Annotated in this window: 8 protein-coding genes; all 8 read left to right on the top strand. The window is 67.2% G+C overall.

Features of this window, described 5'->3' with window-relative positions; translation table 11 throughout:
* Positions 1 to 19: 19 nt before the first annotated feature.
* The 8 genes from F8O09_RS03410 to ftsY all read left to right on the top strand — a co-directional run bounded on the left by F8O09_RS03410 (position 20) and on the right by ftsY (position 12,664).
* Complete coding sequence (locus tag F8O09_RS03410; RefSeq protein WP_158031006.1) at positions 20 to 580, top strand: YceD family protein; 561 nt, start codon at positions 20 to 22, stop codon at positions 578 to 580.
* A gap of 6 nt (positions 581 to 586) precedes the next feature.
* Positions 587 to 790, top strand: coding sequence for a 50S ribosomal protein L32 (rpmF, locus tag F8O09_RS03405; RefSeq protein WP_158031007.1), 204 nt, complete (start codon positions 587 to 589; stop codon positions 788 to 790).
* A gap of 18 nt (positions 791 to 808) precedes the next feature.
* Positions 809 to 1,516 (top strand): ribonuclease III, encoded by a 708-nt coding sequence (gene rnc / locus F8O09_RS03400; protein WP_158038310.1) that lies wholly within the window; start codon positions 809 to 811, stop codon positions 1,514 to 1,516.
* Positions 1,509 to 2,414 (top strand): bifunctional DNA-formamidopyrimidine glycosylase/DNA-(apurinic or apyrimidinic site) lyase, encoded by a 906-nt coding sequence (mutM, locus tag F8O09_RS03395; RefSeq protein WP_158053936.1) that lies wholly within the window; start codon positions 1,509 to 1,511, stop codon positions 2,412 to 2,414. The genes rnc and mutM overlap by 8 nt, the downstream gene beginning before the upstream one ends.
* Positions 2,415 to 2,549: 135 nt before the next feature.
* Entirely contained in the window at positions 2,550 to 3,020 is a 471-nt protein-coding gene (locus F8O09_RS03390) for an NUDIX hydrolase (RefSeq protein ID WP_158053935.1), read from the top strand.
* Positions 3,021 to 3,227: 207 nt separating this feature from the next.
* Positions 3,228 to 7,958: an FtsK/SpoIIIE domain-containing protein gene (locus tag F8O09_RS03385; protein ID WP_158053934.1), complete on the top strand. Its 4,731-nt coding sequence runs from the start codon at positions 3,228 to 3,230 to the stop codon at positions 7,956 to 7,958.
* 135 nt (positions 7,959 to 8,093) lie between these two features.
* Positions 8,094 to 11,771, top strand: coding sequence for a chromosome segregation protein SMC (gene smc, locus F8O09_RS03380; RefSeq protein ID WP_158053933.1), 3,678 nt, complete (start codon positions 8,094 to 8,096; stop codon positions 11,769 to 11,771).
* Positions 11,768 to 12,664: a signal recognition particle-docking protein FtsY gene (gene ftsY / locus F8O09_RS03375; protein ID WP_158053932.1), complete on the top strand. Its 897-nt coding sequence runs from the start codon at positions 11,768 to 11,770 to the stop codon at positions 12,662 to 12,664. The genes smc and ftsY overlap by 4 nt, the downstream gene beginning before the upstream one ends.
* The last annotated feature ends 16 nt before the right edge of the window (positions 12,665 to 12,680 follow it).

Below are 12,680 nucleotides of genomic sequence, written 5' to 3'. Positions count from 1 at the left end.
TGGTCTAGACTTGGGCACCATGGCGAACCCCTATCTCATCAACGTTCATGACCTGGTCGGCAAACCCGGCGCGATGCGCAGCCTGCAGGTGACGGTGCCTGCAGAGGCCGATCTGGGCGTGGGCCTGGCCCGGGTGACCGAAGGGTCGCCCATCGAGGCAGATCTGCGACTCGAGTCGGTGCACGAGGGCATTCTGGTCACCGCCACGATCGATTTCGAGGTGGTGGGGGAGTCTTCGCGCACGCTCGAGCCGCTGTCTTGGCGTGACGAAGTCGAATTCCGTGACCTTTTCGCGTATCCTGATTCAGAAGCAGCTTTAACACGCGATGACGGCGACGGCGAGATCCAGGTTCTGCAGAACGAACATGTCGACCTCAGCCAGAGCATCCGCGATGCGATCGTTCTGAATCTTCCTCTGAAACCAGTGGGAGACGAGCCTGCTGCCGAGATCTACTCCATCGGAGACCCGATCGAGCCTGCTGTCGCAGACGAAATCGATCCACGATGGGCAGATCTGGGTAAACTGGCTCAGTTACCGAACGACGCGTCGTCGTCGCGTGCCGATTCAGAGAAGGAATGATCGATCATGGCAGTGCCAAAGCGCAAGCTCTCACGCAGCAACACCCGTAGCCGCCGCTCACAGTGGAAGGCCGAGGTGCCCAACCTCGTCAAGACCGTCGAGAACGGCAAGGTCGTCTACAGCCTGCCGCACCGCGCGAAGGTCGTCGAAGACTCCGCCGGCACCCCGCTCTACTTCGAGTACAAGGGTCGCAAGGTCGCTGACGCGTAGTCATACGCGGAGCAAGCGGTGAACGAGAGTGACAAAGTCGAGCTGCTGGAGCGGCTCGATGTGCAGATCGACGAGCCCTATCTCACGCGCGCACTGACCCATCGGTCGTACGCATTCGAGAACGGCGGTCTGCCGACCAATGAGCGCTTGGAGTTTCTCGGCGACTCCGTGCTGCAGCTGGTTGCTACAGATCTGCTGTTCCACGAGTTCCCAGACCTCTCTGAGGGGGAGCTCTCGCGGCGTCGTGCTGCGATCGTCAGCACGAATGCGCTCTCGTTCATCGCAGAAGACCGCGGCATCGGCGGCTACCTGCTGCTGGGCCGCGGCGAAGAGCTGACCGGCGGTCACCACAAGGCCTCTCTGCTGGCCGACATGGTCGAGTCGCTGATCGGCGCAACCTACCTCACCGGTGGGCTCGAGAAGGCACGGCCGTTCGTGCTCTGCCTGCTCTCACCGCTGCTGCCGCGCATCGAGACGCTGGCGGCGCGCATGGATCCCAAGACCACTCTGCAGGAATCCGCATCAGAGCACGGTCTGCCGTTTCCCGTCTACACCGTCTCGTCGACGGGCCCCGACCATGAGCGTCGCTGGGCCGCGAGCGTGCACTGCGGCGACACGGTGAAGGGCGACGGCGAAGGCACCAGCAAGAAGCAGGCCGAGATGGCCGCGGCGTTCAACGCTTGGAAGTGCATCACCGACGCCGAGCTCAAGAAAGCGGATGCCTGAGCTTCCAGAAGTCGAGACGGTTCGCCTCGGCATCGAGCATCTCTTCGCCGGACATCGAATCGACGCGGTTCGCGTCTTCGACGAGCGTTCGCTGAAACGCCATCCCGGCGACAGCCAAGACTTCACCCAGACCTTGATCGGCGCGCACCTCGGGCAGCCGCAGCGACGTGGCAAATTCCTCTGGATTCCGCTGGAACTCGCTGGCGCATCCTCAGTCGAATCGGCCCCGCCGCCCGCGCTGCTGGCGCACTTGGGCATGAGCGGGCAGCTGCTCGCCCACGACCTGTCTGCTGACGCGCCGCCCCTGCGGCATGAGCGCATCCGCATCGACACGGTCGATGAGTCGGGCCGGCACCGCGAGCTGAGCTTTCACGATCAGCGTCTCTTCGGGTCGCTGGCAGTCGATACCCTCGTCGCCGACCGGTTCGCGCTGCGCGATCTCGTCCCACAGCAGGCCGCGCATATCGCACCCGACCCTCTCGAAGCCGGTTTCGATCGTGCACGGCTGGCGCGCAGCATCCGTCGTCACCGGTCGGCTGTGAAACGCGTGCTGCTCGACCAGACCACCGTCTCGGGAATCGGCAACATCTATGCCGACGAATCGCTCTGGGCAGCGCGGGTGCACCCCGAACAGCCGGCCGACTCGCTGAGTCAGGTGCGTGCGCTTCGTCTGGTGGATGCGGTGGTCGCGGTGCTGCGTCGGGCGGTCTCTGTCGGCGGCACGAGCTTCGACGAGCAGTACAAGCATGTGAACGGGGAGTCGGGGTACTTCGCCATCGAGCTGAGCGCCTATGGTCAGACCGGGCAGCCGTGCCCGCGGTGCGGGAGGCCGATCAAGCGCGTGGCGTTCATGAACCGGCATTCGCATCTGTGCACGTACTGCCAGCGGATGCGGTGAGGCCGAGCGTGGGAGTGCCAGCACCCTCGGATTTCAGCGCTAGAGTGCCAGTGTGTGGCGCTCCCGCGCGGATCAGTCACTTTTACGCTGCTGTATGTGACTCCGCTGCAGCATCTTCACACCACGAGGAACGTTATGAGCGACAACGCTGGGAACCACGACCGGGAACACGTACTGCGCATCGCTGCGATCGTGCTTAATGACAGTGCTGGCCGCACACTGCTCGTGCGCAAACGAGGCACGAGCGGGTTCATGCAGTGCGGCGGCAAACTCGAACCGGGCGAGACGCCACTGCAGGCAGTCGTGCGCGAGGTCGGGGAGGAGCTGGGCCTGACCCTCGACCCGAGCGATCTCGAACATCTCGGGCGATTCGATGCTCCCGCGCTGAACGAGGATCACACGCGTGTCGACGCTGACGCCTACTTCGTTCGAACTCCGTTCGTCGAGGCTGAAGCTCTCTGCGCGCATCGAGAGATCGCCGAGGTCGTCTGGGCCGATCCGGCACGGCCTGGGGTGGAGGTTGCTCCGTTGAGCCGAGATGTGCTGCTGCCGATCGCAGCCGAGCGCGCTGGACAGCGACCACGGGCCAGGACGAACACGTATTGATCTGAGGGTCTGCGTCCACGGTCTCTCTCAGCAAGGTGGCACCTCTCAGACCGCGTGCGGCCAGTCAGTCTGGCAGTTATCCACACCCCCGAAAACCGACGCTTCGCCTCGTCGATAGAGTTGCGAACAGACTGCAGATCGACATCGAGCGGCGCTGAGGCATCGTGCCCGAGACCGTCGGAACTGCGAAGGGGGAGGGGACCGTCTGTGCGCATCGCATGCACTCTCGATACCGGCACGCAACGCACCGATATCGTCATCACCACCGATACCGCGACACTCATCGGCGAGATCGCCGATCGACTGCGCGGGCAACTTCCCCCGACACATCCACTGCGCGCTGACGGGTCGCACGCCTCGGCGCAGGCGACGCTGCGGGTCAGAACCGCCAGCCAGCCGATGCCGCTGATTCTCGACCGACATTGCACACTGGGCGAGTCGGCGCTGCAGCCCGGCTGCATCGTCTCAGTCGTCGACGACACAGCGCCCAACAGCGATGCACGGCGCCAGTATCCGCTGGCGGGTCATCTCTTCGAGCTCATACCACCCGGGCAGGCGGGCGCGCCGTCGCGCCGCCGTCGCTCTGACACCCCGGGCACACCACGTGCCTACGGGCTGGTCGTGGGTGAGAATCTGATCGGTCGTGACCCCGCCACGAGGGTTCATCTGACCACGCGCGATGTGTCGCGCCGCCACGCTCAGATCACCATTGCCGATGACGGCACCGCCTCTGTGCACGATCTCGGCAGTGCCAACGGCATCGAGGTGAATGACGAGATCGTCACAGATGCGCCCCTGCGCGACGGCGACCGGCTGACGCTTGGCACCAGACTGTTTCGTTACGACGCGCTGGTACCGGGGCTCACACAGATGCAGAACGAGACCGCTCTTGCACCTCGGGTCGCGGTGATTCCGGCGCCCGAGATCGTGCCACGGTTCGAGCCCAGAGATCTTGCGCTGCCAGCGCAGCCGCACCGGCAGCACTCGTCGCGCATGCCCGTGCTCGCGGCGTTGGCACCGCTGCTCGGCGGCATCGCGATGTTCGCGCTCACGAAGTCGCCGTACAGCCTGATTCTTGTCGTGCTCTCTCCGCTGACACTGGCTGCGACCTGGCTCGACAGTCGCTTCGTCTCGGGGCGTGAGTATCGGCGGCAACTCGCCGCATACCAACAGTCGGTGCGCAAACTCGCAGACGAACTCGCCGACCAGCAGCAGCGTGAGCGAGCGGTGCGTCAGCAGGCGAATCCGGGTTCGGGCGCGGCTCTCTGGAACCGACGGCCCGAACACCAGACGTTTCTCGAACTTCGCTTCGGGGTGGGCACCGATCTGAGCCTCACCGCGATTCCGGCCGCTGAACGAGGCGAGCTGCCAGATGACCTCTGGGCGCAGATCGTCGATCTGCATGAGCGTTTCGAGACGATCAGCGACGTGCCCGTGCTCGAGAAGCTGTCGAGCGCCGGCGCGATCGGTGTGACGGGCTCTGCCGGCATCGCAGAAGAGGCGCTGCGTGCCCTGATCGTTCAGATCGCGACGTCGCATTCGCCTGCGGATGTCGTGGTTGCGACGTTCTGTGAGTCGCGGCAGCTGCCGGGCTGGAGCTGGTTCAAGTGGCTGCCGCACACCGCCTCGCCACATTCGCCGATCTCGGGAGACCATCTGGCCAGCACCGCCGACGGTGCTCAGCAGCTGACGACGCGACTTGAAGAGGTGCTCGGCGAACGCAGCATGTCGCCGACGCGCGGCCAGGCCCGCTCACACTTGCCGGCGGGGGAGCGCCCGATCCGACATCATCACGAAGCCGCCGCGCCGCCTGAGCATTCGCCGGTGGTGATCGCCGTCGTGATCGGCAACCCCGGCGTCGACCCCGCCCGGCTCGTGCACATCGCCGAGGCGGGGCCTGATGCCGACATGCATGTGCTCTGGCTGGGCAAATCGGCGCAGGCGCTGCCAGCGGCATGCCGCACATGGCTGCACATTGACGACGACCTCACCGCTGCGCTGCACCGCGTGCGCTCGGCCAGCAGCATTCCCGTCACCAGACTCGACAGACTCGACGCGCACCGAGCCACTCAGATCGCTCGTGCCCTTGCTCCGCTGGTCGACAGCGGTGCGCTCGTCGTCGACGAGACCGACCTGCCTGCTCGCGTGCGGCTCAGCGAGATCGGCGACACCGACCTTTCAGAGCCGCTGGCGATCGAAAGGCGCTGGAAGGCCAACGACTCGCTGATGTCTGGGTGGGGCACTGGCAGCACTCGGGCGCAGGCTCTGAACGCCGACTCCGGGCTGAACGCACGTCTCGGCGTCGGTACGAACGGCCCCTTCGCCCTCGACCTGCGCGAACAAGGGCCGCACGCTTTGGTGGCTGGCACGACGGGGAGTGGCAAAAGCGAATTCCTGCAGACGTGGATCATGGCCATGGCCGCTGAATACGCACCTGATCGTCTGACGTTTCTGCTCGTCGACTACAAGGGCGGGGCGGCATTCGCCGAGTGCGTCGGTCTGCCGCACACCGTCGGCTTGGTCACCGACCTCGACCCGCACCTCGTACAGCGCACTCTGATATCGCTGCGTGCAGAGCTCACCCGACGCGAGCACCTGTTCAACGCCGTCGGAGCCAAAGACCTGCGCGGCATGGAGCGTCTGCGCGACCCACGCACCCCGCCCACGCTCGTGATTGTGGTCGACGAGTTCGCCGCGCTCGTGGCTGACGTGCCCGAGTTCGTCACCGGCATCGTCGACATCGCGGCCCGCGGACGCTCGCTCGGGGTGCAGCTGATTCTCGCGACCCAGCGCCCCTCGGGCGTCGTCAACGACAATCTTCGAGCCAATGCGAACCTGCGAGTCGCCCTGCGCATGGCCGACGAGCAGGACAGCACCGATGTGCTGGGCATTCCCGATGCAGCGCACTTCTCGGCGAGCACCCCAGGTCGAGCCGCAGTGCGCGTCGGGCCTGGGCGCGTGCAGCACTTTCAGACGGCGTATCTGGGCGCACCGATGATCCTCGGCCGCGAAGCCGCACAGATCACGATCGCCGAGCTGCCCTTTCAGACGGCTCGACAATGGCTGCAGCCCGCGACGCGCGACCGCACCGGTGCACAGGCGCAGCGTGAGATCGAGGTCATGCGCGACGCGATGCTCGCTGCCGCCGAGGGACTGCGGCTCGATGCACCGCGTCGCCCGTGGCTCGACGCGCTGCCCAGTCGGCTCGCGCTACCACTGCATGAGTCGTCAGTGTGTGAGTCGTTTGGGCTGTCCAGGCGGTTTGGGCCGTCTGGGCGGCCTGGGTCGTCTGCAAGCACTGAGACAGCCCAGCAGCAGAGTGCCCACGAGATCGTGTTGGGGCTGGCTGACGACCCGCAGCATCAGCGGCAGCAGATCTATGCGTGGTCGCCTGCGGCAGACGGGCACCTTCGCGTGGTCGGCAGCGCTGGCTCGGGCCGCACGCAGGTGCTGCGCACCCTCGCCTGGCAGCTGAGCGATCGGCCGAGCGGCACTGCGGCCACACACATCTATGTCATCGATGCCGCTGGAGCCGGGCTCGAACAGCTCGACACGCTGCCGACGGTCGGCGCGGTCATCGCCGCAGATGATCGCGAACGCATCCAACGCCTGCTGCGTCAGCTCGACGCCACTGCCACCGAGCGCATCGCGCTGCTGCGACGAGCCAAAGCCTCGGCCGTCGACGAACTGCCGACGACGACAGCCGACGGCCTGCCCCGGGTCTATGTGCTGATCGACGACCTGGCGGCCATGCAGGAGCAATACGAGTTCGCGCGAGGCTTCGACGTGATCGGCTCGCTCGTCGCGCTGTTCGCGACCGGGCGCGACGTGGGCATCCACTTCGCATTCACCACGAGTCGACCCAGCGGGCTGCCTGCGACCATCGCGTCGAGCCTGGGGCAGACCCTCGCGCTCAGGATGACGGATGCCGCCCTCGGCGGCCTGCTCGACATCGACACCAGCGTGCTCGATGATGCGCCTCCCGGCCGCGGCATCGTCATCGGCGGCATCTGCGGCGGGCTCGAAGCGCAGATCGGGGTGCCACATGGCGCCGTCACCGTGACCGAACAGGCCGCGGTGCTCGCCGAAGTGGCCGCGCGTCTGGCCGACATAGGGGCGGAGCCGACACCGAGCATCCGTCGTCTGCCCGAGACGGTCGCGCTCGATTCGCTGCCGGCCTTCGACATCGATCATGCGCCAGTCTTCGCAGTGGCTGACGACACCCTCGCGCCGGTCGGTCTGCCGGCGCACGAGCCGTTTCTGGTGCAGGGGCGCTCGAGCGACGAGAACTCCGCGGTGCTCGGTGTGCTCACACGAGCACTCGCGACAACCCGGCCCGCGGCACAGAGCATCCTCATCACGCCGAAGACGTCACCCCTCGACGCGACGATCTCATGGTCGCGCGTCGCGAACGACGAAGTCCAGGTGATCACCGTGATCGACGAGATATTGGGGGCGGCCGAGCCCCCGGCGGAACGTCCGAGTCTGGCGCAGTTCGACACCGCGGGCTGGCTCGCCGACGACGACTGGCTGTCGGCCGCTCCCAGACGCACCGACGTACAGCCGAAGCAGTCGGCCCAGACTTCAGAGCCCATACGGCCAGCGCCCGACGGCGATCAGCTGATGATCGTGATTGACCACACCGCCGACTTCGTGGGCACCCCTGCCGAGTCCCGTCTCGCTGCACTGGTCGCGCACTGCCGACGTGAGGGCATCACCTGCCTGGTCGACGTCGACCCAGCCACGCTGTCCGCCGCCTGGGAGCTGCACGGGGCCGTGCGAACCATCAGATGCGGTCTGCTGCTGCGCCCCGAGACCGATGACAGCGACCGCTACCTCAGGGCGAACGTGCCTGCCGACGACACGTCTCGGTGGCCAGCAGGGCGCGGCTATCTCGTTGCCGGCGGGCAGACCCGCCTGGTTCAGGTGGCGAAATAGAGCGGGCGCGCGAGACGGTGAGCGGATGCCATGGTGCAGGCGCCGGGAGCGCACCCGGTAGCCTGTATGCAGCGAGGAAGACCGCCGACCGACCAGGCTGACGGCAGGTGGCCCCAGAGAAAGCGAGCCTTCGACGTGTATGTGAAGAGACTGACCCTGAAAGGGTTCAAGTCGTTCGCGCACGCGACCACGTTCGAGTTCGAGCCTGGGGTCACCGCGGTCGTCGGCCCCAATGGGTCGGGCAAGTCGAACATCGTCGACGCCCTGGCATGGGTCATGGGCGAGCAGGGTGCGAAGACGCTGCGCGGCGGAAAGATGGAAGACGTCATCTTCGCAGGCACTGCCAAGAAGGGGCCGCTCGGCCGCGCACAGGTCGAACTCACCATCGACAACACCGACGGCGCGCTGCCGATTGAGTACACCGAGGTCACGATCTCGCGAACGCTGTTTCGCAACGGCGGCAGCGAGTACGCGATCAATGGGCAGTCGTGCCGACTGCTCGACGTACAGGAGCTGCTGAGCGATTCGGGCCTCGGCCGCGAGATGCACGTCATCGTCAGCCAGGGGCAGCTCGATCAGGTGCTGCGCGCGTCGCCGGAAGAGCGCCGCGGCTTCATCGAAGAGGCCGCCGGCATTCTCAAACACCGCCGCCGCAAAGAGCGCACAGTGCGCAAACTCGATGCCATGGAGGCCAACCTGCAGCGGGTGAGCGACCTCACCGCCGAGCTGCGACGCCAGCTGAAGCCCCTCGGTCGCCAGGCCGAGATCGCACGTTCGGCACAGCAGATCCAGGCCGAGGTGCGTGACGCGACCTCACGGCTGCTCGCCGCCGAGATCGTGGAGCTCGACACCGATCTGGGCACTCTCGAGACCCAGCGACAGGCTCTTGAGAACGAGCAGGGTGTGCTGCGCGAGACCGTCACGGCGAGCCGCAGCCGTCAGACCGAGCTCGAGGCGACCACGGTCTCAGACGAGCTGGAGCGTTCGCGTGCAGTCGTGCACCGCCTGGAGTCGGCGGCCGAACGCTTTCGCTCGCTGCGATCGATCGCAGAGCAGCGGGTCGCGCTGCTCTCGGTGCGGCCGCAGACCTTCGACCTCGACGTCGCCGCGAAATTCGATCAGGCCGACAGCGCTCGGAGCGCCGCACGAGAGCTCGCCGACCGTGCGACCGAGCTGTCGACGGCTCTTGACGAGCAGCGGGTGGCCACCCGCGAGGCCTTCGACGCGCTGCAGGCCGTCGACGCACAGATCGCCGAGCAGGCCGCTCTGATCAGCCGCCACGAACTGCGTCGATCGGCGCTCGCGAACGCCGTCGAAATCGCCGCAGGCAAGGTCGAGGCCGCCGAACGACAGGTCGAGTCGCAGGGCTCGGCGGTGCAGCAGGCGACCGAGCGCCGCGACCAGCGGGCACAGGCGCTCGCCGAGGCCACTGCCGCCGAACAGACGGCAGAGCTGACGCCAGACGGGTCAGACACATCGGGCAGCTCGACCACGGGTCTCGACGCCGCATACCGTGCCGCGACCGACCGGCTCGAAGCCGCCGAACGCGCATTGACCGCAGCACGCGATCTGCAGGCGAAGGCGACCTCTGAGGCAGACTCGCAGCAGGCCCGTGCCGCGGCGCTCGCCATGGCCCTCGAATCGCGCGACGGCTCGGCACAGATCATCCATGCCGAGACCATCGGCGTGCGCGGCCGCGTCGCCGACGCGCTGCAGGTGCAGGCGGGCTTCGAGGCGGCCGTCGCCGCGGCGCTCGGCGCGCTGACCGATGCGCTGCTGGTCGACTCCAGCGCAGCTGGCGCAGCCGTTCTGGGCGATGCCCGCGCGGGTGATCTGGGACAGGTCACCGGCGTCGTCGCCGAACCCGCGGCGCCTGAGACCGCAGGCGAACTGAGCGACCGTCCGACGCTGCCGCCCGGGGTGGCATGGGCGCCCGATGTCGCTCAGGGGCCGTCCGGAGTGCTCGCGCGCCTCGCCCACACTGTGATCGTTCGAGGGGCAGAGGTCGCCGACAGCGCTGCAGCAGTGGTCGACCCGGTCGCCGTGCTCGACGCACTGCCCGCCGGAGACTGGCAGGTCGTCACACCCGAGGGCGACGTGATCGGCCGTGCGCTGGTGCGCGGCGGCGGCGATGCCGGGCAGTCGCGACTGCAGCTGCTGGCGCAGCGTGACGATGCTCTGCGCGCCGCCGATGAGGCCCGTGCCTCGGTCGCGTCGGCGAGCGCGCGCATCGACGTCGCCCGCGACGAGCGGGATGCCCGGCGCGCCGAACGAGATCAGGCGCTCGCCGAGCTGCGTGCGGCAGATGCTCGCGCGGCCGAGACGGCCAAATGGCTCGGATCGCTGCGTGCTCAGGTCGACAGCGCTGAGGCGGAACTCGCGCGTCTCACGACACAGGCCGAGCAGGCGCGAACGCGACTCGACGAGGCGACCGACGCGAGTGAGCAGGCGCACGCAGCGTTGGCATCCTTCGACGCCGAGCCGCAGCCGCTGAGCGAACCCATCGACCGCCAGCCTGCCTTCGACGCACTCGAGGCGGCTCGAGCGCACGAGATGGAGGTGCGCGTCTCGGTCGAGACCGCCCGCGAACGCGCGAAGGCAGAACAGCGTCGCGCCGAGACGCTGCAGCGCGACGCCGAGCAGTCGAAGGCGCAGGCCGAGGCACAGGCTCGGGAGCAGGCGATCCGCAGCATCCAGCTGGAGCGCGCCGAGCACGTGCAGGCGCTGCTGCCCGACATCATGGCGCACATCGGCACGTCGCTGCAGCAGGCGAGACTCACCGTCGCCGAACACGAGGTGGCCCGCAACCAGCAGCACGGGCAGCTGCGCGAGCTGCGCGAACGCATCACCGAGCAGCAGCATCAGCTCGAACTGCTCGCCGAACGCGCGCACGGCATCGAGCTGCGCGAGCACGAGCAGCGGGTGCGCCGCGACTCGGCCGCAGAACGCGTGCGCACCGAACTGAACATCGACGTCGACGTGCTGATCGCCGAGAGCGGGCCGCACCTGCCGATTCCGGTGACGGGCGAGTGGGCCGACGCCGATGAGACGGTCGAGACCGTGCCCTACGACCATGAGCAGCAGCGGCTGCGGCTGGTGAAGGCCCAGCGTGCGCTGAGCCGCTTGGGGCGGGTGAACCCGCTCGCGCTCGAAGAGTTCGCCGCGCTCGAAGAGCGGTACAACTACATGAACGACCAGCTCGTCGATCTGCGCAAGACACGAGCCGATCTGATCGCCATCAGCGACGAGCTCGATGAGAAGATGCAGTCAATCTTCACAGAGGCGTTCGACGACACGCAGCGGGCCTTCGACGAGATCTTCCCGGTGCTGTTTCCCGGCGGGCGCGGGTCGCTGACGCTGACCGACCCAGAGCATCCGCTGACCACCGGCATCGCCGTGCACATCAGGCCGGCGGGCAAGAAGATCGACCGGCTCTCGCTGCTCTCGGGCGGCGAGCGGTCGCTGGCGGCGGTCGCTCTGCTGGTCGCGATCTTCATCGCCCGACCGAGCCCGTTCTACATCATGGACGAAGTCGAGGCCGCGCTCGACGACGCGAACCTGGGGCGCCTGCTCTCGGTGTTCGAACGACTGCGGCGAGACTCCCAGCTCATCGTCATCACCCACCAGAAGCGCACGATGGAGATCGCCGACGCACTGTATGGTGTGTCGATGCGGCAGGATGGTGTGTCGGCCGTGGTGGGACAGCGCATGGAGCACGACGAACACGATGCCGACCACACTGCGGGCGAGGGCGACCGGGCGGCAGACGACAGACGCGATGAGCAAGACGGTCATGACAGGAGCGGGAAATGAGCAAATGGTCACTGCGAGGCAGTCTGCGCAACCTCTTTCAGGGCACGCGGCCCATCGACGAGAGCAGCTGGGAAGACCTCGAAGACAGCCTCATTCTCGGCGACTTCGGCGCTGAGGCGTCAGAGTCGATCGTCGAGGCGGTGCATTCGAACGTGGAGCGACTGGCGATCGCCGACGAACGCGAGCTGCGCAACGTGCTGCGTGACGAGCTGGCTGAGCGGCTGAGTGCGAACGACCCGACGTTGCGTCTGACCCGCCCGCAGGATGCCGCCACCGGCCGCCTGCTGCCTGCGGTCGTGCTGGTGGTCGGGGTGAACGGCGTCGGCAAGACGACGACGATCGGCAAGCTCGCACGGTTCATCACGCGGGCGAACAAGCGTGTGGTGATCGGTGCGGCCGATACGTTCCGCGCGGCCGCCGTCGAACAGGTGGCCACCTGGGGCCAGCGGGCCGGCGCCGAAGTGGTGCGGCCGCAGCAGCAGGGGCAGGATCCAGCCTCGGTCGCGTACCAGGCCGTGCAGCACGGCATCGACGTCGACGCCGACGTGGTCATCATCGACACCGCCGGCCGCCTGCAGACCAAAGCCGGTCTGATGGACGAACTCACCAAGATTCGCCGGGTCGTCGAGAAGCTCGCACCGATCGCCGAGGTGCTGCTGGTGCTCGACGCCACGACCGGGCAGAACGGGCTGAGCCAGGCCCAGGCGTTCATCGACCATGCCGGCGTCACCGGCATCGTGCTCTCGAAGATCGATGGCTCGGCCAAGGGCGGTTTCGTCGTGGGCGTGCAGCAGACCACCGGGATCTCGGTCAAACTGATCGGCTTCGGTGAGGGCATCGACGACATCGCAGCCTTCAACGCGAACACCTTCGCCGCCGAGCTGGTGGGGTAGCCGCCGAAGACAGCCT

The organism is Pseudoclavibacter sp. CFCC 11306 (genome assembly GCF_008831235.1).
Lineage (GTDB): Bacteria > Actinomycetota > Actinomycetes > Actinomycetales > Microbacteriaceae > Pseudoclavibacter_A.
This window is presented reverse-complemented; position numbering and strand designations above follow the sequence as displayed.

Excerpts from the sequence above, each read along its gene's own strand:
- F8O09_RS03410 (WP_158031006.1), top strand. The coding sequence starts at position 20 with ATGGCGAACCCCTATCTCATCAACGTTCATGACCTGGTCGGCAAACCC.
- rpmF (WP_158031007.1), top strand. The coding sequence starts at position 587 with ATGGCAGTGCCAAAGCGCAAGCTCTCACGCAGCAACACCCGTAGCCGC.
- mutM (WP_158053936.1), top strand. The coding sequence starts at position 1,509 with ATGCCTGAGCTTCCAGAAGTCGAGACGGTTCGCCTCGGCATCGAGCAT.
- F8O09_RS03390 (WP_158053935.1), top strand. The coding sequence starts at position 2,550 with ATGAGCGACAACGCTGGGAACCACGACCGGGAACACGTACTGCGCATC.
- ftsY (WP_158053932.1), top strand. The coding sequence starts at position 11,768 with ATGAGCAAATGGTCACTGCGAGGCAGTCTGCGCAACCTCTTTCAGGGC.